This window comes from Thermococcus radiotolerans (assembly GCF_002214565.1).
Lineage (GTDB): Archaea > Methanobacteriota_B > Thermococci > Thermococcales > Thermococcaceae > Thermococcus > Thermococcus radiotolerans.
Map to the genome: position 1 here is coordinate 1,543,455 of NZ_CP015106.1, position 20,827 is coordinate 1,564,281.

At 54.4% G+C, this 20,827-nt stretch carries 19 protein-coding genes; 12 read left to right on the forward strand and 7 right to left on the reverse strand.

Annotated features, from left to right (window positions below):
- Window positions 1–111: 111 nt before the first annotated feature.
- Genes A3L10_RS08620 through A3L10_RS08630 form a run of 3 tightly spaced genes read right to left on the reverse strand, consistent with a single transcriptional unit; the run spans window position 112 to window position 1,575 of the window.
- Window positions 112–669: an ArsR/SmtB family transcription factor gene (locus A3L10_RS08620; protein ID WP_088867226.1), complete on the reverse strand. Its 558-nt coding sequence runs from the start codon at window positions 667–669 to the stop codon at window positions 112–114.
- Complete coding sequence (locus A3L10_RS08625; RefSeq protein WP_014788876.1) at window positions 670–975, reverse strand: DUF211 domain-containing protein; 306 nt, start codon at window positions 973–975, stop codon at window positions 670–672. It lies immediately after the preceding gene.
- Between the two features lie 24 nt (window positions 976–999).
- Window positions 1,000–1,575 (reverse strand): winged helix-turn-helix domain-containing protein, encoded by a 576-nt coding sequence (locus A3L10_RS08630; protein ID WP_088181321.1) that lies wholly within the window; start codon window positions 1,573–1,575, stop codon window positions 1,000–1,002.
- Between the two features lie 200 nt (window positions 1,576–1,775).
- Between A3L10_RS08630 and A3L10_RS08635 the strand changes: the two genes are divergently transcribed.
- The 6 genes from A3L10_RS08635 to A3L10_RS08660 all read left to right on the forward strand — a co-directional run bounded on the left by A3L10_RS08635 (window position 1,776) and on the right by A3L10_RS08660 (window position 10,629).
- Window positions 1,776–3,185 (forward strand): acetate--CoA ligase family protein, encoded by a 1,410-nt coding sequence (locus A3L10_RS08635; RefSeq protein WP_088867227.1) that lies wholly within the window; start codon window positions 1,776–1,778, stop codon window positions 3,183–3,185.
- Window positions 3,186–3,307: 122 nt separating this feature from the next.
- The gene (locus tag A3L10_RS08640; protein WP_157726921.1) at window positions 3,308–4,321 is read left to right on the forward strand and encodes a hypothetical protein; all 1,014 of its coding nucleotides are present in this window, start codon (window positions 3,308–3,310) and stop codon (window positions 4,319–4,321) included.
- Window positions 4,322–4,465: 144 nt separating this feature from the next.
- Window positions 4,466–5,623, forward strand: coding sequence for a tryptophan--tRNA ligase (locus A3L10_RS08645; RefSeq protein ID WP_088867229.1), 1,158 nt, complete (start codon window positions 4,466–4,468; stop codon window positions 5,621–5,623).
- Window positions 5,624–5,695: 72 nt separating this feature from the next.
- Window positions 5,696–7,501, forward strand: a complete 1,806-nt coding sequence (locus A3L10_RS08650; protein ID WP_088867230.1) for a M1 family aminopeptidase — start codon at window positions 5,696–5,698, stop codon at window positions 7,499–7,501.
- Between the two features lie 9 nt (window positions 7,502–7,510).
- Window positions 7,511–9,283, forward strand: coding sequence for a M1 family aminopeptidase (locus tag A3L10_RS08655; protein WP_088867231.1), 1,773 nt, complete (start codon window positions 7,511–7,513; stop codon window positions 9,281–9,283).
- A complete protein-coding gene (locus tag A3L10_RS08660; RefSeq protein WP_088867232.1) occupies window positions 9,280–10,629 on the forward strand; it encodes a hypothetical protein in 1,350 nt (449 codons plus the stop codon). Before A3L10_RS08655 ends, A3L10_RS08660 begins: the two co-directional genes overlap by 4 nt.
- Here A3L10_RS08660 and A3L10_RS08665 read toward each other — a convergent pair.
- A complete protein-coding gene (locus A3L10_RS08665; protein WP_088867233.1) occupies window positions 10,619–11,584 on the reverse strand; it encodes a hypothetical protein in 966 nt (321 codons plus the stop codon). The two genes, A3L10_RS08660 and A3L10_RS08665, sit on opposite strands and share 11 nt — an antisense overlap.
- Window positions 11,585–11,678: 94 nt before the next feature.
- Here A3L10_RS08665 and A3L10_RS08670 point away from each other — a divergent pair, with 94 nt between their 5' ends.
- From A3L10_RS08670 to A3L10_RS08690, 5 genes are all read left to right on the forward strand, one after another.
- The gene (locus A3L10_RS08670; RefSeq protein WP_088867570.1) at window positions 11,679–12,356 is read left to right on the forward strand and encodes a fumarylacetoacetate hydrolase family protein; all 678 of its coding nucleotides are present in this window, start codon (window positions 11,679–11,681) and stop codon (window positions 12,354–12,356) included.
- A gap of 45 nt (window positions 12,357–12,401) precedes the next feature.
- On the forward strand, window positions 12,402–12,740 hold the full coding sequence (locus A3L10_RS08675) for a hypothetical protein (protein WP_088867234.1): 339 nt from the start codon (window positions 12,402–12,404) through the stop codon (window positions 12,738–12,740).
- 341 nt (window positions 12,741–13,081) lie between these two features.
- Window positions 13,082–14,833 (forward strand): OPT family oligopeptide transporter, encoded by a 1,752-nt coding sequence (locus A3L10_RS08680; RefSeq protein ID WP_088867235.1) that lies wholly within the window; start codon window positions 13,082–13,084, stop codon window positions 14,831–14,833.
- Window positions 14,834–14,837: 4 nt separating this feature from the next.
- Window positions 14,838–15,356: a BREX-1 system adenine-specific DNA-methyltransferase PglX gene (locus A3L10_RS08685; RefSeq protein WP_232460969.1), complete on the forward strand. Its 519-nt coding sequence runs from the start codon at window positions 14,838–14,840 to the stop codon at window positions 15,354–15,356.
- 98 nt (window positions 15,357–15,454) lie between these two features.
- A complete protein-coding gene (locus A3L10_RS08690; protein WP_088867237.1) occupies window positions 15,455–16,822 on the forward strand; it encodes an ATP-binding protein in 1,368 nt (455 codons plus the stop codon).
- A gap of 4 nt (window positions 16,823–16,826) precedes the next feature.
- Here A3L10_RS08690 and trm14 read toward each other — a convergent pair whose 3' ends face one another.
- From trm14 to A3L10_RS08705, 3 genes are read right to left on the reverse strand one after another with little or no spacing between them, the layout of a single operon-like run.
- Window positions 16,827–17,924, reverse strand: coding sequence for a tRNA (guanine(6)-N2)-methyltransferase (gene trm14 / locus A3L10_RS08695; protein ID WP_088867238.1), 1,098 nt, complete (start codon window positions 17,922–17,924; stop codon window positions 16,827–16,829).
- Between the two features lie 6 nt (window positions 17,925–17,930).
- Window positions 17,931–19,004, reverse strand: coding sequence for a GTPase (locus A3L10_RS08700; protein WP_088867239.1), 1,074 nt, complete (start codon window positions 19,002–19,004; stop codon window positions 17,931–17,933).
- On the reverse strand, window positions 18,961–19,293 hold the full coding sequence (locus A3L10_RS08705; protein ID WP_088867240.1) for a TIGR04076 family protein: 333 nt from the start codon (window positions 19,291–19,293) through the stop codon (window positions 18,961–18,963). The genes A3L10_RS08700 and A3L10_RS08705 overlap by 44 nt, the downstream gene beginning before the upstream one ends.
- A 92-nt stretch (window positions 19,294–19,385) precedes the next feature.
- Between A3L10_RS08705 and A3L10_RS08710 the strand changes: the two genes are divergently transcribed.
- Window positions 19,386–20,822: a DUF515 domain-containing protein gene (locus A3L10_RS08710; protein ID WP_088867241.1), complete on the forward strand. Its 1,437-nt coding sequence runs from the start codon at window positions 19,386–19,388 to the stop codon at window positions 20,820–20,822.
- Window positions 20,823–20,827: the final 5 nt, after the last annotated feature.

The following is a 20,827-nucleotide window of genomic DNA, read 5'->3' on the forward strand; positions in this document are numbered from 1 at the left end:
ATTTACACACTTTTATTGACCAGCATGGTATATTTAACTTGTGTAATAAAAATCCGTAACAAACTTTCGAAACAAAGTTACGGTGTTGAGACTTAAAGATGCCAGAAGAACTTAGAACTCAACCAGCTCCTTTACCTTCTCTGCCTTTTCACAGAGCTCACAGCTCTGGAGGAAAACCAGCATGTTGAGGAGGTGGAAGAGTTCTATCTCTGTCAGGTCGATGCCCGCCTGGGATATCCTCTTAATCACCGGCTGGGAATTTAGTTCTATCTCGTTTAGAACATCCTTGGCAAGCTTCTTGAGCTTCTCCCGGTCCCCTATTTTGAATCCAGCCTTTTCCAGAACATCGACCAGCTTTTCGGCTTCCACCTGGAGGTAGGCCTGCCTGAACTCCTCGATGCTCTCGTCTGGGTCCGCCTTTATGAGGAACAGCCTGGCGCTCCTCGCGTAAACCCGCTCGTTCCCATGGACCTCAAGCTCTTCCACGAGGCCGGCGTTCTCCAGAATCTTTATGTGCCGGTATATCGTTGTCCTGTCCTTCCCTATGGCGTCGCTGAGCTCGTTGATGGTCATGGGGTGCTCTCTAAGCAGTTGAAGAATTTTAAAGCGGGTTTCATCGGAGAGCACCCTTACCCTTTCCGGCTCGGTTATTATGAGGACTTCCTTCACTCAATACTCCTCCAGCTTGTCCTGGGGAGTCTCTCCCTCTTCGACGATCTTCTTGCCGGCAGCCACCATGTCTATGCTGTGCACCACGCCGCCGAACTCCTCGATGGTCCTGACTATCTCGTCGTAGTCGAGGTTGTCGCCGACCATCGTTATCTTAACGTTCTCGGTTTCCTTGTCTATCTCGACGAGGGTTATGTTGACGCCGTCAACGCCCTCGAGCTCGCTTAGTCCGAGCGCCAGCTCCGTCACCATGGGCTGGTGCGGCTTAAGCACGTCCAGCACTAGAAGTCGTATACCCTTCGCCATATCCCATCGCTTCTCCTTTCGGCGTCATTTTTTAAGTATTTCTCCCAGCTTCTTGAGGAGCTCTAGGGTCTCCTCGTCCCGACCCATCCTGGCCATGGCCAGCCACTCGATGGCGTGGATGATGTCCTCGTTGGAGAAGTCCTTGAGGGCCTCTTCGTTGGCCTCTATCTCCTTCGATATCTCCGTCTTGTACTCGTGCTCCTTTGCCAGGAGGCTGTCCATGACGTCGAGCAGCTCCTCACCGTCGAACTCGTAGCCAAGGGCCTTGAATATCTCCAGCTTTATCTTGAGCCTTGAGCGGGCGAAGTAGCGGAGCTCCTCGTCTCCGAGGTACATGTTGATGTAGAACGCATCGGCCGTTCTTCCATAGTACTTCTCCACAAGGTTGCCCTTCATCTCCGTCCTCTTGACCTCGACCAGGCCGGCCTCCTTGAGCTTCTCGATGTGGTGGTATATCGTCTGGGGCGTCTTCCCCAGTATCTCGCTCAGCTGGGAGATGGTCATCTCCTTGTTGCGGAGCAGCCCGAGTATCTTCCTCCTCGTGTCCTCAAGCATCAGCTTTATAACTTCCGGGTCTGTTATGACCTTAACCTTCGCCATTTCCACCACCCAATTTAAACGTTCTAATGCCTCTTTTAACGTTATGGCATATAACCCTTTTGCTTCCCGCTACCTTTATATACGTAAAGGTCATGGTTCATTAGGGCCGTAGCTGGACAAAATATCCAGCACCCGGATGTACCCATCTGTGGAGGAAGGCTTAAATATGGGCTCCCGAAAAACCTTCGGAGGTGGACAAGATGGAGGCTCCAAGGCTCGATTTCCTGTTTTACCCAAGGAGTGTCGCTGTCATCGGGGCGTCAAACGTCCCCGGAAAGATAGGGAACTCGATAATGCGCTCGATAACGCTCAACTTCAGCGGAAAGGTCTACGCCGTCAACGTCAAGGGCGGTGAGGTCGAGGTCAACGGGAAGAAGTTCCCGGTTTACAGGAGCATTAAGGAGATACCGGACGAGGTTGACGTCGCGGTCATAGCGGTTCCGGCCAGGTTCGTTCCTGATGTCATAGATGAGTGCGGCGAGAAGGGGGTTAAGAGCGCCGTCGTCATCTCGGCGGGCTTTAAAGAGGCCGGAAGGGTCGAACTCGAGGAGGAGCTCGTCAGGCGCGCCAGAAAGTGGGGAATCCGCGTCGTTGGTCCGAACTGCCTCGGCGTTACGAATCTCGAGAACGGCTTCGACTGCAACTTTAACCCGCCGGAGAGGCAGGCCAGGCCGCCCTTCGGGAAGGTCGCCTTCATGAGCCAGAGCGGTGCCTTCGGCGCTGCAATCCTCGACTGGGCCGCCAGCCACAAGATAGGCATGAGCAAGTTCATCAGCCTCGGCAACATGGCAGACCTGGACGAGAGCGACTTCATAGCCTATCTCGGCGAGGATGAGAAGACCGGCGTCATCACCGGCTACATCGAGGGCGTCAAGGACGGAAGGAAGTTCTTCAACGTTGCCAAGGAGGTCACGCTCAAGAAGCCCATAATCATCCTCAAGGCGGGAAGGACGGAGGCCGGCGCCAAGGCTGCCGCAAGCCACACCGGTTCACTCGCGGGTTCCTTCAAGATATACGAGGCCGCCTTTGAGCAGACCGGCGTCCTGAGCGCCAAGAGCATGCGCCAGCTCTTCAACTACGCGAAGGTTCTCGCCATGCAGAAGCCGGCGAAGGGCAACAGGGTCGCGATAGTCACCAACGGCGGCGGTGCAGGAGTCATGATGAGCGACGGCCTGCTCGAGAAGGGAATGAAGCTCGCCGAGCTGAGCGATGAGACCAACCGGAAGTTCAGGGAGGCCATAGAGAGGGGTGAGCTTCCGGAGCACATGAGCTACAAGAACCCCATCGACATCATCGGCGACGCCCCGTCGAGCCGCTATGAGATAGCGATGCGCTACGCGCTGGAGGATGAAAACGTTGACGTCCTCGTCGTCATAGCGCTCTTCCAGAGCCCGGCCCTCGATGAGGGAATCGTCGAGGCGATGGCCAGGATGCAGGAGTACGGCAAGCCGATAGTCTTCGTGGCCCCAGGTGGAGACTACCCGCACAAGATGGCCAGGAACATTGAGCTCAAGGGCGTTCCCGTCTACGAGACCGTCGAGGACGGCGTCGATGCGGTCTATGCCCTCGTCAAGTACGGCGAGTGGCTGAGGGAGAACGGGAAGCTCTGATTCTTCTTAGCCTTTTCTCCCGTTTTCGCTATCTCTGACTACAATTCTCGTGATGGAATCCTTTGACCTTAACATTCGAAAGGTTAATTAACCCCTTCCTTCGAGTTACTATGGGCGGTTCGATGAGACTACTCCCTTTGGTACTCGTGCCGTTGCCTCTGATCCCCTTGGTCAGTGCCGGGCTGTACTACGGGGGAGAAAGCTTCAAGTACTCCACCAGCTTCATCGTGGAGAACGTTTCCGCTGTTACACTCCCGGGAGGAACTGCATGGGTGGAGGACAAGCACATCCGTATTTTTGAGGTACGAATCCTTCCCAGGAACCAGAGCCAGCTCATAGGCCTTACCATGAACCTTTCGTCCTCAGGGAGGATCTACTGGGTTGACTGCATCGTGAGCCAAGCGGCGGGGAACTACACATCACCGGCGATTCTGTACCGCACTTCCGAGGGCTACACGGCCTCGTGCGACTTCAGGAGTGTGTGGGGTGAACTGACCGATATTCTTCCAGTTGACCCGTCCTACCTTCGTTTCTTCAAGGGGAATGAGTTTAACGTTTCCTTGAAATTCATTGTGGGTGAAAACGCCTCAGTTCGCGTGGAGGGACTTAAAGCCTTCCTGTACCGCTCGAAGGAGCCAACGAATTTCGTTGTACTGGAAACCCCCGACGGCTACGAGCTGAAGATCGAGCCTGTGAAGTTCTCATCCTTTGTCATTCGGGCTTCCTTCAGAGAAGATGCCGTCCTGAGTTTTCTCGGAAGCAACGATGACTCCGACGGCATGAACCTCACGTTCCAGCGCTGCAACTGGAGCGACTACGGCGGTGTTATCGTACAGTTCATCTCCGATGATCCGCGCGTTCCTTACAAAGGCCGCCATTTACTGGTTGATACCTTTGACTGCTCAGAGATTGTTCAATCTCAAATTCCGGATTTCAAGAGAAGATGGGCGGTCTTTGATGGAATACACGTTCGGAAACTGGATGACGTCAGGAGTGTGTTCTTCGCGGGCACCCTTTACGATCCGCCGACCGGAAGGGAGGAACTGAGGTACTGGGGTGTTTGGCTTGGCCTTTCCCTTCTCATAGGGCTTGCAATAGGCATCGGCGTTGGATGGGTTCTCTGGAAAAGGCGGTGATTTGAAACCATCCAAAAACTTTAAATCCCCTTCTTCCCTTTCTCTTCCCATGCCCGGTGATTGCTTTTGGCCTTGGTGAAGCCTTGCTCTTCTGCCCCGGCTTAGCCTTGGGTTTCGTTTCCACTGGAAATGGAGGTGTTTTGAATGGACGACGCGTTTAAGGTCACCCCATGGGACGTTGAGGGAATGGTAGACTACGCGAAGCTGATAGAAGAATTCGGAACAAGCCCGCTGACGGATGAACTGCTTGAGAAAACTGCCAGGCTGACCACGAGTGAACTGCCCATCTACTTCAGGAGGAGGTTCTTCTTCTCCCACAGGGACTACGACAAGGTTCTGGAGGATTATGAGAACGGTAAGGGCTTCTTCCTCTACACGGGGAGGGGTCCGAGCGGCCCGATGCACATAGGCCACATCATTCCGTTCTTCGCCACCAAGTGGCTCCAGGAGAAGTTCGGCGTCAACCTCTACGTCCAGATAACCGACGACGAGAAGTTCCTCTTCAAGGAGAGGCTCACCTTCGACGACACGAAGAGATGGGCCTACGACAACATCCTCGACATCATAGCGGTCGGCTTCGACCCGGACAAGACCTTCATCTTCCAGGACAGCGAGTTCACAAAGATTTACGAGATGGCGATACCGATAGCGAAGAAGATAAACTACTCGATGGCCAAAGCGGTCTTCGGCTTCACCGAGCAGAGCAAGATCGGAATGATTTTCTACCCGGCGATTCAGGCAGCCCCGACATTCTTCGAGAGGAAGCGCTGTTTAATCCCGGCGGCAATTGATCAGGACCCATACTGGAGGCTCCAGAGGGACTTCGCCGAGAGCCTTGGTTATTACAAGACGGCGGCGATTCACTCCAAGTTCGTGCCCGGTTTGATGGGCCTCGAGGGCAAGATGAGCGCCTCAAAGCCAGAGACTGCAGTCTACCTCACCGACGACCCGGAGGAGGCCGGCAAGAAGATATGGAAGTACGCCCTCACCGGTGGGAGGGCCACCGCGAAGGAGCAGCGTGAGAAGGGTGGCGAACCGGAGAAGTGCGTCGTCTTCAAGTGGTTCGAGATATTCTTCGAGCCCGACGACAAGAAGCTCATGGAACGCTACCACGCATGCAAGAGCGGTGAGCTCCTCTGCGGCCAGTGCAAGCGCGAGCTGATCGAGCGCGTTCAGGCCTTCCTAAAGGAGCACCAGAAGAAGCGTAAAGAGGCCGAGAAGAAGGTCGAGAAGTTCAAGTACACCGGTGAGCTGGCGAGGGAGCAGTGGGAGAAGAGCATTCCCGAGCCGCTGAAGGGCTGAACTGGATTTTTAATCCATTTTCTCGAAACTTTTTTATACCTCCGGATGTTAACTTTTACTGGTGGGTTAAAGGTGAGAAAGACCCTTCTCGCCGTCTTGATAATCCTCGTGGTTCTCGTGAGCGGCTGCCTTGGAGGGGAGGCAACTACCGGCACTACCCCAACCGGATCGGCCTCGAGTACAGTCTCGTCCGTCCAATCCTCTGGCCCCCAGTACAAGGCTCCTCCTCTGAGGTTCATCTATCCCGAAGAACCGGCCAACGTAAACATGAGTCTTGAAGACCTGATTGAACTTCTCCAGGAGAACAGGATTGAATTGTCCAATAAACGGCATTCGGTTGTGTCCTACTCCCAGTATGGAAACATCAGCGTGAACTATACGGATGGCGTCTTCAGGGGCAGATACGACTTCGTCCTCACGAATTTCACGTCGGGACCGCTTTATCTTGCTGTCTTCGTCACCCCGAAGGACCCAATAACCCTCAACGTCACCATCGAAGGCGTTCCTTTGGATTTCTCAAGGATGAATGCTTACAGGTGGGTCAATGAAGATGGCGTTGGCTTTAAGATTTACGAGGTGAACGTCTCGACGAACCTCAGCGAGCTCCATGGAGTTGCCCACTACGAGTTCCGCTACCTTGAGAACGAGGACTACCTGCGTGAGATGTGGAGGAAGAACGTTCTCATTGGAACCGACTTCTCTTGGTGGGAGTTCGCCTCGAAGAACGCGACCATAACGGTAATCCCAACGTTCCCAGAGAACACGGTTTTTGTGCTGTCAGAGTGGGGCATAGTCCGTTCGGGCATGAAGGTCGTTTACAGCGGTTCCCTTAAGCCCTATGAGGGATTCACGCTCTACATTCCAGACATGGAGTGGAAGAGCTTTCACTGGAACGGGGTAAACTTCACCGTCTATTTCACTAGGGGAATATACAGCGATGAGGGTTTTGATTTGGTTAAGAAGGAGTTCACATTCGCCATGGGGCTGTACAGCAACCTGACGGGAGTTCTTCCCCTTGAGAGATTCGATGCCGTCTTTTTCCCCGGTTTGCAGAGGATGATGTACAAACGCTTCAGGAGAAAGCCTCTGGGGATGGACGTGGGGCACGTTATACTCGTGGAATGCCTCGTTGACATGAAAGACTCCGCGGTAAACTATGCCTCTCTAATTTTCCACGAACTCGCCCACGAGTGGGCCGGCTATTACGCGTCCTTCGGCCACTTCAACGAACCGCTGGCAACTTTTATGCAGATGGAGGCGTACGGAAGGTGGAACCCCGAGGACTACGTCTCATGGCTGAACCAAAACGAGTACACGACGCTGGAATACGGGGGTAGTGCGCCCTTCTACGATGTGGTGAATGACCCGAGGAAGTATCCCGGCTCATTCGTCATCCTCTACTGGAAGGGTGCCTTCGTGATCCGCTCCCTCAAGTTCATCCTGGGCGATGAAAAGTTCTCGGAAGGCCTTAGACAGCTCTTTGAGGAATGCCACGCCGCCCAGTGTAACGTCACATCGTTTGAAGAGATATTCGAGAACGTTTCTGGCGAAGATCTCGGCTGGTTCTTCGATGAGTGGTTCAACTCCACGCTCTTCCCGGACTACAACATCACAAACCTGAGCCTCTCACAGGCAGGGGACGGTTACAACCTGACCTTCACCATAGTTGACGCCAGCAACTTCGCGATGCCGGTTCCGATTAGGATTGTCATGGAGAACGGGGACTCTCTCGATACCCGGGTGTGGGTTAACAGGACCGCGGAGGTTTCACTCCGCCTCGAAGACCGGCCGGTCAAGATAATAATCGACCCCGAGGAGTTCATTGCGAACATAAATCGGAAGTTCGAGGTGAATGGAATAGCCGTGGAGGTTAACTGAGGTGATGGCATGAAGCGTCTCTTTGTTTTTCTCCTTGTTTTTATGGTTCTTGCGAGCGGCTGTCTCGACGGGAATACTTCAACGGGCACGCCTTCAAGCACTCCACCTGAAGTTGAAACCACTTCAACGACTTCTGTGAGGCAGGTTCCTCCTGTGGAATTCCTCTACCCGGAGAAGCCCGAGATCGTTAACCTGACGCTGGAAGATGCAACTGAGTTTTTCCAGGAAAGGTATTCGCGCGTTTCCTACTCCCAGTTCGGCAACATAACTGTCAACTACTCGGGTGGTGTCTTCACTGGAGTTTACCGCTTTGTGCTCACGAACTTCACGGACAGGACGCTCTACTTGGCCGTGCTTAAGACTGCAGATGAGCCGATAAAACTGAACATAACCATCGAGGGTGTTCCCCTAAACCTTTCCCGCGTTGACAGGTATATCCTGTTTGATGAAGGGGTTGGGATAGAGTTCTACGCTGTTAACGTCTCCACGAACTTGACGACCCTCAGAGGGGTTGCGCGCTACGAGCTCCGCCATCTGGGAAACGAGGTGTACATATCCCAAATGGCAAGTCGGGGTATTGACTTTGGAACCGACTTTTCGTGCTGGAGTTTTGCCTCAAAAAACGCGAGTATTACCGTGACTCTCAGCTTTCCCAAAGATACCGTCTTCGTACTGTTTAGGAACGGCGTTATCCACTCTGGAATGAAAGTTGTTTACACCTCCCCCCTTCGTCCATACGGGGGTTTTGTGCTGTACCTCCCGGATCTGGAGTGGAAGAGCTTTGAGTGGGACGGGGTCAACTTTACCGTGTACTTTGCTTCCCAGGATTACAGTGAGGCGGGCTTCGGTCTGGTCCAAAAGGAGCTGACCTTTGTGATGGAATTGTACAGCAACCTGACGGGGATTCTTCCGGTTCAAAAGTTCGACGTCTTTTTTGTCCCCAATCTCAATAGAATTTTGTACAAACGCTTTAGATGGGCCTCTGTGGGGACGAATCGTGGGCAGGTCGTACTTGTGGACTGTAGAGTCAATATTGAGGACTCTGCCGTCAACTATGCCTCCCTTCTCTTTCACGAGATTGCCCACCAGTGGGCTGGACATTACGCGTGGTTCGGCTATATCAACGAGCCACTAGCAACTTTCATGCAGATAGAAGCTTACGGAAGGTGGAACCCAGATGAATACCCCTTGTGGCTGAACAACAACGAGTACAGAACTCTCAAATATGGGAATGAAGTGCCCTTCTACGAAGTCCTGAAGGATCGTCACAGGTACTCTTACTACACTTCCTACTACACACTATACTGGAAAGGCGCCTTCGTGATACGCTCGTTGAAGTTCATGCTCGGTGACGAGAAGTTCTCGGAGGCCTTTAGAAAGCTATTTGAAGAGTGTCACACTTCCCCGTGCAACGTCACGGCTTTTGAGGGGATCTTCGAGAACGTAAGCGGGCACGAGCTAGGATGGTTCTTTGAGGAGTGGTTCAACTCGACTCTGGTTCCGAACTACACGGTTGAAAACCTGCAGGTTCTAGAAAGGAACTCCGGCTACAACCTAACCTTCACCATAGCCGATGCCAGCAACTTCACGATGCCGGTTCCGGTCAGGGTTTACCTTGAGAACGGCGATTACGTGGACGAAACCATCTGGGTGAACGGAACGGCAACGGTCGGCGTTGAACTTCCAGAAAGGCCCGTGAAAATAATCATCGACCCGGACGAGATAATGGTCAACGTAAACCGGAAGTTTGAGGTCGAGGGGATAGGGGTGGAGGTGAATTGAAGCGGGTTCTTACGTTCCTTTTCCTCCTTCTCCTCTTTGTTCCTGCCGTCTCGGCTCACTATTACGTCATTCTCGACGAAAACGTGAGCGGCCTGTACCCCTACGTCCGGGAAATTGCCGAGCTTCACAGCGGGACGGTGATCGTTTCGAACTTCTCCAACCTCGACTTTCTAAACTCCGACGACTACGCTCTTCTGGTAGTCAGTTACTCCAGGTTTAATGAGAGCTTTGTTTATTCCCTCTATGACCGCCTGGATTTTGATGGCGACGGCATTTACAACCCTGTAGTCGGTTTCCTGCCGGTTAGAGGCTCCCCCAACGTGGTCCCGCTCATGTACTCGCTCCGGGAGTTCAGACCGGATGGGGCGGTCTTTCTAAGGGCTGGAAAAGTTGATTACGATGAATACCTGAGGCTTTCGGAAAACGCATCCCTCATTTGGGTCGAAGGGCACGGTAGCCCCTTTGGGGTGAACATGGGATCGTGGGGTCTCTGCCCTTCACATCTTGGCAAACCGTCCGGAAAAGTCTTTGTTCTGGAATCCTGCGACGTTGGGAAGGTCTGGAAGACGGATGATTCCCTCGTGCTCGCCCTCCTCAGGAAGGGCTCCCCCGCCGTGGTGGCATCAATAGACATGGGGGGCGTCTCCTATCTTCCGGAGAGATTTTGGGCCTCAGGATATCCCATTGGAAAGCTCGTCCAGATAAGCAACGCCTACTTCATGAAACTCGGGGTTAAGCCGAAGGCCGTTCTCTTTGGCGATCCAGCACTCGTCCCCGTGAACTCGAGCGAGTATCCCCTCGTGAAAAGCCCTGCAACGGGGTTCTACTCCAAAATATTTCCCCGAATAAACGGCTACATCTACACACCCGGTGAACCTGGCCTGAAGGCGGTTTTCAGAGCCTATAATAACCTTTTCTCGGTAATTGATTTGTGGAGAGGCATATTCACGATGAGGAGTGTTGGGTTCATAGTCCTCGTGATAGCCTTCGCCGTGATTTTTGGCCGCATTCATCCGGGGAAGAAAACGCTGCTCAGGGCGTTGGTCTCGGCAATGGCCTCTTTTCTCCTCCTGGGTGCGGTCATGTACTACCCTCCTCTCAAGGTTTCCCTCCAGATAATATTCTTCTGGACTGCCGTTGCCATCTTCATGGAAAGAAAAGTCCTCTGGGGGCTTCTGACCCTTCTTCTGTCCCCGACGATAATAGCCTTTGTTGCCGTGCTCCTGGGGACGACAACGCCTTCTTACGGGTGCTTTTTGGTATTTGTGTCATTTCTAACCTCACTCGTTGTCCTGGTGCTTCTTTTTGTCTTCGGTAGGCTCTTCCATAGAGTTGTTAATCTCTAAACCCCCACTCCTCCTCGAACTCCTTTTCTTCCTCGATTTCCTCTCCCTTCAACTCGACCCTGAAGGTATCCTCAGCCCGCACGTCCGGCCTCAGTCTTATGTCCAGAATGCCACGGATTATGAACTCGCCGTGGCCGAGGATGACGGTTCCTCCACCGAGGCCATTACCCACCATCTTCGGCGTTATCGTGCCGTAGGAGCCGACCATGATGACTTTCTCCTCGGGGAGCATCCTCTCACGGAACTCGAAGCTCCGGCCCTTCCCCACGATCTTCTCGTACTCGAATCCTTCGGCGCTTATGGCGACCTTAACGGCCCTCGCCTTTGTGAGCGTTGAGTAGACCGTCCCCGCTATGAACTTCCCGTCCCCGCGGTAGTTTACCTGCGCCGAGTCGCTCTCGGTCGCCACTGTTACCGTGCCGGTGCCCCTGACCTTGCCCTCATCGGTGAAGAAGAGCACCACGATGTTTTTGTAGAGCTCATCGGTTATCCTCACGGCGGGAGCCTTTACGAAACCCGTTCCGTCTGAAGAAACGGCCACTTTGAACGGTGAGTCCATGAAGGGAACCCGCGAGGCCCTTTTCTTCTCCCCCGGGATGAACTTTCTCTCCACGTGGTAGCTCCGGTTCTTTCCGCTCCCGACCCAGTATCCCCTCATCTCAAGCGTTCCCGTCTCGAATTCAATCTCCTCCGGAAACGTTACCCCCGAGTTGGAGAATCCCACCAGGCTCGCGAAGTTCTCGGCGCGCCGGTATTCCCTACGCCTCCTGAGCAGGGAGTAGGCACCGAGGGACATCATCAGCAGGAAGAAGACGAAGAAGCCCAGTATGAACAGCCTCCCCTCTGGAACGTTGATGAGCATGTATATCAGCGGCAGCGTGAAGAGCACTATGAAAATCACAAGGAAAACGAAGACGAGAGTGCTTCCCCTCTCCTTGAGGACGACGAGCTTCATGGGTTTCACCGTTGAGGGTTTAGACAAAGTGGTTTATTACCCTTCCCGCGAGCGGTTTATAACCGAATCCCCGAACTATTCTTGGGTGCTCAAGATGATTCGCCTTCCATTCCGTGATGGCTTTTACGAGCTGAGGCCGAGCAAGATAATCTGCCTCGGCAGGAACTACGCTGAGCACGCAAAGGAACTCGGCCATGAGGTTCCGAAAGAGCCGGTGATTTTTCTCAAACCGCCGAGCTCCCTGATAAGCCCAAAAGAGGCCATAATCCTGCCGAGGAAGAGCAAGGAGGTCCACCACGAGGTTGAGCTGGCGGTGATAATAGGCAAACGCGGGAGGAGAATTCCAAGGGAGAGGGCAATGGATTACGTCCTCGGCTACACGATTCTGCTGGACATAACGGCTAGAGACCTGCAGTGGGAGGCCAAGCGAAAGGGCCTCCCCTGGACTGTCTCGAAGGGCTTCGACACCTTCGCCCCGGTTGGCCCGAGGGTGGTTGACAAACGTGAGCTGGACGTGAGCGACCTAGAGCTGGGCTTGAGGGTCAACGGCGAAATAAGGCAGCTCGCGAGGACGAGCGAGATGATATTCAAAATCCCGGAGATAATCGAGTACGTTTCGGGCATAATGACCCTCGAACCCGGCGATATAATAGCGACGGGAACCCCGGCCGGAGTCGGCCCTCTGAGGCACGGGGATAGGGTTGAGGCGTGGATAGATGGCATAGGAACGCTGGAGGAGGACGTCCTGGCCGAGGACTCGATACTGTGCTGAGAAACTTTTTTAAGTTTTCCTTATTTGACTATCTTCGGTGGTTCCATGAAGGGGACGCGTTGGGCGGTTGTCTTCCTGCTGATTCTCTCCGTTGTAGCCGCCGGTTGCCTGGACAACAACTTCGTTTACGTCAAGGGGAAGAGCGTTCCTGCAGGTGAGGCCAGGGAGTGGCCCTTCAAGGGTCCGGCCAATCTGACCGTAAAGTTGACCTCAAACCTTCCGGTGGAGGTGAAGGTGGTCTCGGCCGATGGGGAGGTTTTGGAGGATTTTGGAACCGTCAGGGAAGTAAACGAGGTCGTTGGGCTTCCAGATGGCAAGTGGAAGGTCGTGGTGAGGAACCCTGGCAACGAGACCGTGGTCATTGACGTGACGCTGAAGACATGAGCCTTCGTTTTTCTCGTTGCTTCTCCTAAATCGCTTCAGTCTTTTCAAGTTTCAACTAACCATCGTTCGGTGGATTAAACGGCCCAGTAAACACCCTTCGAGCCTCTAATGTCGTAATGTGCGTCAGTGCCCATTTGTTCATCTTCTTGATGAATTTTTATTCATGCTGAGACTAAAAACGGCATAAAGGCCTGTTTTAACTCGTTTCTGGTTTTAAATCCACGTTCTTGATATTTACAGGGCTGAAAAACTTTATATTTCAGAACGGGCCAATTTCCCAGGAATGCACATTCCCGAAGAACATGGACATGAATGCTCATAACTGTACAGGAGGTTAGGAGATGGCGGATGCCAACTGGAAGGTTGGAGAAGCGAGCTGGAAGCGTAAGGATTCGGACGAGACCTACCGCGAAGTGACGCCCGCCGCCATAATTCTCGGCGTCATCTGGGGCGCCTTCATGGCCGCCAGCTTCACCTACGCGGGAATGATAATGGGCTTCACCTCCGGCGGCTCGGCCATAGCTGCCATCGTCGGCTGGGGAGTCCTCAGGGGAATCCTCAAGAAGGGAACCGTCGTCGAGAACAACATCGTCCAGACCATAGCCTCTGCAGTCAACATCTCCGTTTCGGGAGTCATCTTCACCATCCCGGCGCTCTACATCATGGGCCTGCACCAGGAGATAAACACCACGTACTTCTTCCTCGCCACCGCGGCCGGAGCGATACTGGGAATCACCTTCATAATTCCGCTGAGAAAGCAGATGATCGAGATCGACAGGCTTCGCTTCCCGACCGGAACTGCCGTTGCCACCGTCCTCAAGACCCCTGGAAGCGGAATCGAGAAGGCCAGGCTGCTCTTCCTCGGCATGGCTGTCAGCGCGGCCGTCTACCTCGTCCAGCAGTTCCCGGTGCTCGGCCTCCCGGAGATAATTCCCGAATACGTTGACCTCGGTGCCATACTCCACCTCCCCGAGTGGGTCAGCCTTGCCATGGCCCTCTCGCTGATGGTCTTCGGAATGGGCCTCATCACCGGAAGGAACGGTCTCATAGTCCTCGCCGGTGGAATACTTTCCTACTACATCATCACGCCCATAGTTAAGACCCTCGGCTGGCTCCCGAGCGACGTCACCGGCGGAGCGATCAGCGGCTTCGTCTACGCCAACATGACCAGACCGCTCGGTATCGGAATGCTCCTCGGCGGCTCGATAGCGGGCCTCATACTCTCGATGCCCGTCATCATAGTCGCCCTCAGGAGCATAGCCAACGCGAGCAAGCTCGGAACCGGCAGGAACGAGGAGCTCCCGATAAAGTATCTCTACGCCGGAATAACCCTTGCCTTCCTCCTCCTGCTGGTCACCACCTACCAGCTGGGTAACCTTGGTATCGGCAGGAGCCTGCTCACGGCCCTCGTCGGCGTCGCCTGGATATTCGTGGCGGCCCTGCTCGTCGCCATGTCCACCGGAATGACCGACTGGAGCCCGGTTTCCGGTCTCTCCCTCGTGTCGGTCATGATACTCCTCTACCTCACCGGCAAGCAGGTCCCGCTCACCATACTCCTCGGAGCCACCGTCGGTGTCGCCATCTCCGGCGCCGCCGACATGATGCAGGACCTCAAGACCGGCCACCTCGTCGGTGGTATTCCCTCCAGGCAGCAGAAGGTTGAGCTCCTCACCGCCTGGATAGGTCCGATAATAGCCCTCACCGTCGTCGGCCTCATCTGGAAGGCCTACGGAATCGGAAACGAGACCGTTCCTGCCCCGCAGGCCATGGCCCTCAAGTCCATGGTCGATGCGATCCTCGGTGGCAACGTCCCGGTGGACAAGTTCATCGCGGGAGGAATCCTCGGCTTCGCCCTCTCCATGAGCGGAATACCGGGACTCGGAGTCCTCGTCGGTCTGTCGATGTACCTGCCGATGCTCTACATTCTGCCCTACGGACTCGGCTGTATCGTCCACGAGATAGCCAAGAGGAAGAAGGGCAACGAGTTCATAACCGAGAAGGTGCTCCCGATCGCGGCCGGACTGATGGTCGGAGAGGCGGCTATGACGCTCCTCTTCGCGGTCCTGACCGTCATGGGAGTGCTCCACCCGTGAGGTGATGGAGATGAAGAAGCTCGTTGGAAACGTCCTGCTCACGGTAGGCCTCGTTGCCGGCGCGATAACCGCCGCCAGGATGCCGCCCATGTGGGGCGGCTTGGCCGTTTCCCTGGCCGTCATGGGGGCTGGAATAGTCCTCAGGCGCCAGGGAGCCAAGGAAGAGCTCCACAGGGCGGCCCAGAGCGGAACCGGCGGTGTCAGGGAGCTCGAGAGACTCCTCACCGATGCCATCGGTAGAATCGAGAAGATAATGGACGCCCCCGCCGAGAAGGTCACGGCCGAGCTGACGAAGATACTCGAGGAGCTCGACGAGTTCGCCGAGAAGGCGCAGCCCCTCAGGATAGAGGGACTCATGACCTACGGAACCATCATGAGCGTCTTCAGCAAGGGCGAGAGAGCCCTCAACAGGGCCTGGAGTGCCTTCGCGGACGGCTACGAAGAAGAGGGAAGGAGATACCTCCGCTACGGCTACGACGACCTCAAGGAGACCCTCAGCGCGGTCAAGGCGCTGAAGGTCTGAACTCTGTTTTCCCTCTTTCTTTCAAAGTTTTTCAGCCTCCCATGAGTTTGTGGTTTTGTGGCAAAAGTCTTAAATAGTTATAGGCCGAGTATAATACCATGCCAATAACTTTCGTTGATAGGGAAAGCGAGCTCTCCTTCATGAAGGAGCTCTGGGAAAACGACAACTCCCTCCTCCCGATATACGGGCGGAGGAGGGTGGGGAAGACCCGCTTGGTAAAGGAGTTCATCAAAGATAAGCCGGCCGTATATCACCTTGCCAGAAACAGCACCTACCTCGACAACCTGAGGGACTTCGCGGGGGCGGTCCTTGAGAAGTACCCGAGCCCTTATCTGACTCCTGAGTCGTTCTCGAGCTTTGCGGACGTTTTCAGGTACCTGGGAGAGAAGGGGAAGATTTTGGTTGTGATAGACGAGTTTCCCTACCTCATTCAGTCCGACAAGAGGGTTCTCAGTGAGTTCCAGTACATAGTCGACGAGGTCGTGAGGGCTTCCAAGCTTCACCTGATCCTCGTCGGTTCGAGCGTTGGCATGATGGAGGAGTACGTCCTGAGTCAGAGGAGCCCCCTCTACGGCAGAAGGGACGGCCAGATAAGGCTCGAACCCCTCGACTTTTTCAGCTCCTGGAAGCTCCTTGGAGTTGACTTGGAGGAAGTGGTGAGGATATACGGCGTAACCGGAGGGATTCCGGCCTATCTAGTCCTCTTCAACCGCTTTGATGACGTTAAGAGGCTCGCGTTCAGCAAGCAGGGCTTCCTCTACGCTGAGGGGGATTTCCTCCTTTCGAGCGAGCTGAGGGAACCGAGGGTCTACAAGCTCATCCTGAAGGCAATAGCCGAGGGAAAGACTCGTTTCAACGAGATAAGCACCTTCACGGGGATACCGCGCTCGAACCTCTTCAAGTACATCGGAGTCCTTGAGAGGCTGGGCTTTTTGAGGAGGGAAACGCCAGTAACTGCCCCTCCGAAGACCAGGAACACTCGTTATAAAATAGCCGACAACTACATCCGCTTTTACTTCCGCTTCGTGGAGAGGTACAGGGACGAGGTGGAGCTTGAGAGTCTTGACTTCTGGGGGGAGTTCCTCGAAGGGTACAACTCCTACCTTGGCGGGATATTCGAAGATGTCGCGAGGCAGTTTTTGATCGAACTCAACAGGGCTGGAAGACTGCCGTTCCGATTCATGAAAATCGGGCGCTGGTGGCATAAGAACGAGGAAATTGATCTGGTGGCACTGAACGAGCGGGAGAAGAAGGCTCTCTTCGTAGAGGTGAAGTGGAAATGCCTGAGCGAGGAGGGAGTGCGGCGAGTTTTAAAGGGTCTGGAAAGGAAGGCAGAACTCGTTGGACTGGAAGGCTGGGAGAAGAACTATGGAATAGTGGCGAAGAAAATCGAAGATAAGGGGGGACTCATGAAAAACGGCCTCCTCGCGTGGGATTTAAGCGATTTTGCCGAGTTGCTCCCTTAGTTCCTCATTCTATCACGTAGGCATGAACCATGAGTCCGCCGTGGCCGATGAGGCGGTGATGTTTGATTTCAAAGCCGTTCTCGGTTATCGCTTTCTCTATCGCCCTTTTCTCCGTCGTTATGAAGACGCCGCGCTTCTCAAGAACCTTGGCGAGCTCGCTGAAAAAGTCCATGTAGAGCCTCGGAATGGCGCTTTTGCGACCTATTTTCAGCCCGTAGGGGAGGTTGCTGACGGCAAAGTCGACACTATCGACGTACTCGCTCAGCCTGGTGGCGTCGCCGAGTATGAATTCTATCCGCTCCAGAACCCCTGCGGAGAGGGCGTTCATCTCGGCCCCGCGCAGGTGTTTTCTATACTTCTCCAGGCCAATTATCCTTCCAGCGTAGCCCCTCAGGGCCAGCTCTATAGGAATCGTGCCGCTCCCGCAGAATGGGTCGATGAACGGGCTGCCGTCCGGCTTCGCCAGCTCAATCAGCGCGTTGGCTATGCTGGCCTTTAGGTGCGCTGGGTGGTCGTAAACGCGCCAAGGCCTCTTGTGGAGCGAGCTGTCGCCGGTTGTGTCAACCCCGAGGAAGAAAACCTCCCCTATCAGTTCGGCCCGAAATATGACCGCAGGATGGTCGAGGTTCACTCTTGGAGTTCCAAAGCGTTCCAAACGCTCGAATATCGCCTTGCCGACGGTCTTGGATACATCGATGCTTGTAATCCTGTGCTCGCCCTTTCGGAAGCTCCTCACGGCGAAGCTCTCGCTAACCTTGACGTACCGCTCCACCGGGAGTCCAGATACGAACTCCTCTATCCTCTTCAACGCCCTCTCGGGCTCTTCTTCACCTATCCCCTCAAACCTCCCGCTCGCTATCTCGACTATTACCCGGTGAAGGAGCCTCGAACGCTCGTTCAGGTAGGTTGAAACGCTCAGCTCCCTCTTCCGTCCCTTTTCGTCGGTGTAAAATGCCTCGCCGATCTCGGCGAGAACCCTGCCCTCGACACCGAGCGGCTTCTCCTCCACCCGAAACGGAACTCCAAGGCCCGAGAGCAGGCTCTCAAGTTCGGCCCTCGCTAAGTCCTCAATCCCCTGCGAAGTCGTCAGCAAAAGCCTCATACCTCATCACTCCATTATCACAACTACGCCCTTCCACTTCTTCCCGAAGCACTCGCTCGCCAGAACGTGCTTGCCGGTAAGCCTCTCGAGGAGCTTTATCCCCCCGTTGCACTTCTTGAAGCCCGTCGCTATTCCGACGGTAAAGCCCTCTATCTCACGTATCCCAACGCGCTTCCGGTTGTCGAGCTTTTCTCTCAGCTCGTCGCCGTACTTCCAGAGTATCCTTCTCGGATCGAGGAGGAGGTCCCTCTCTATTCCATCAAGAACGTCCTCAAAGTCCCAGGTAAAGTCCTCCCCTCCTTTTTCTTCCTTCCCGAAGAGGGTAAAGCGACCCGTCTGCCACTCCCTCAGGAACCACCTTGCCGTCTCTTCGATGTCAACCTCGCCTCCGGCCTTTATCAGCCCTCTTCTCTCGCCTATCATCCTCAGAATCTCCTCCTCGCTCTCGAATTTATCTATTCCGAACTTTTCTGTGAGGGCTTCTTTTCTGGTCTCAAGAATCCTGCTTATGAGCTTTAACGCGGGTTTGACGGGTTCGTCTATTTTGTCGGCCGGGAAGCCTCCTTTGATTACCAGCTCGTCGAAATCGTCTATTGGAACAACACCTGGCGAATCCAGGAGCCATATCTTCTTGCTGAGCCTTATCAGCTGCTTTCCCTTTGTGTAGCCCGGTATGGGGGCAGTGCCAACGGCCTTCTTGCCCTTTAGCGTGTTGATTATCGTGCTCTTGCCGACGTTGGGGTAGCCTATGAGTGCAACCTTAACCTTCTCCCTCTCGTCGAGCAGGGGTTTTGCGAGCTTCCTTATTTCCCTCCTCAGGATTCCAGTTCCCTTTCTCTCGCGGGCCGATATAAAGACGACCGGAAGGTCACTCTTCCTCTTGTATTCCTCCGCCCATTCCTTCGGCACTAAATCCGCTTTGTTCATGACTATGAGGAGCGGTTTGCCCTCCTCTTGGACGAGCCTCTCGAGCTTTCTGTTCCTCGTCCCGATCGGGTCCCTCGCGTCAACTACCTCAACGATGAGGTCGGCCTCGTCAACTACCTCCCTCACTATCCTCCACGCTTTCCTCTGCTTCATCTCTCACCACCGTTATCTCGAAGATTACAGTTCCACCGTCTGTATACGGCGGCCCGGGATCGAGGCACTGAACGTACGCTTTCTCTCCCCTGCCAAGGCCTAGTTCGCTGGGCTTAATACCCTTTCGCAGGGCGACTATGTATGGGAGCAGGGATGCAAAGGCGTGGGTGCAAATCGCATCGGTCTCATCGAGTTTGACGCTGGGCCCCTCTATGACGATTCTGTCCCCCAGGTTAAAAACGGGACATTTTCCCCGGATTTCTATTACAGCAATCTCTAACCGCTCCATACTTCTCACCGAAACCTAAATAAAGATTGAAGTTCAAAAAACTATTCGACATAAGAAGCTGGTTATGATAACGATTGATGGTGGTGCTCAACGTGTCCGAGGATATTGAGGCGAAAATCCGCCGTCTTAGAGAGCTGGGTAAAGCCAGCGTAGAGCCTGAGGCCCCCAAAACGGCCAAGCCCCCTGTCAAGAAACCTCCCAAGAAGCCCCGCCCCGTGGGCAGCATAAGGGAGAGGGAAAGGAAGAGACGCATTCTCATTGGTGCATCGATAGTCATAATCGTGATTTTAATAATCTCTATAGGCGCTTACATCTACATGGAGAACCGCGCCGCCGAGCAGCTCACCCAGGCTAAGAACAAAAAGCTCGCGGAGGTTAACTACTACTTCAAACCCGGGAGCGAGCTTATGAACACGACGTTTGGAAAGAACGCCCGGGACGATTTGATCAGAAAGATAAACGCGGCCCAGACTGTGGATGAGGTCGAATCAATAGACGTTAAAGCCGCATACCAGAGCGCCTGGAATCAGTATCAGGCTTACCTTGAGGAGCAGCACCGCCTTGAAATGGAGAGGCAGCTCAACCAGACCAAGAAGGAGAAGATAAGCCAGATTGAGGCACAGTTCAGCCAGCTCCTCGCGATGCCGCTGCCGGACAGCCTCAAGAAGAAGGTGGTTGATTCGATGAACAGCCTCGAGGAGCAGGTCATGAGCGCCACCAGCGAGCAGCAGGTCGAGGCTGTCAACGCGGATCCGTACCTTCTCGAGCTCTGGAGGGAGTACTACTACTACATCATCGACATAATCCCGACCCAGAACGTCATCCTGGAGAAGGACAACGTCAAGAAGATAGTCAGCAAATCCGACGCAAAGGCCGTCCTGGGCGGAATACTGGACTACAAGGAGCTGATACAGTACAGGGTCTACAAGGTTGAGTTCGTTGACATCGCCCTCGTCCTCTCAAGGGACAAGATAAACGGTGCCTTCCTTGCTCCGGGCGATGAGATCATGATATTCGCCAAGAACGCGACCAACGCGCCATTCAGGGAGATAGTGAACGAGGGTTACGTTGAGCTAGTCCTCCTCCCGACGGAGGCCGGAACGATTTCCGTCAACGAGGCTCAGAGCCAGACAAGCTCATCGAGCACCAGCTCATCAACCCAGTACTCCGAGCAGCACGACACCCAGTACACGCCGGGAGATGCGTCCATAACCAACGGCCAGGCGATAAGCGACATCTACTCCAACTCTCAAACCGCCAGCCAGAGCGCCTCCGCCAGCTACACTTACAACGTCGATCTGACGGAGATACTCAAGGCGATAGCGGCCGGAAAGATACAGGCCAGCGAGGACGTCAAGGAGCAGCTCAGGGCCTACGGCTGGGAGATAGTTGACCTTGAGAAGGAATCCGGAATGCTCGTGCTCGACCCGAACACCCAGTTCCTGGTCATAGTAAGGGTTCCCTCAATATTCGTGCCCGACATACTCTCCAACCAGCAGTACATTTACATCGCTAAAGTTGCCACCTGAGGTGA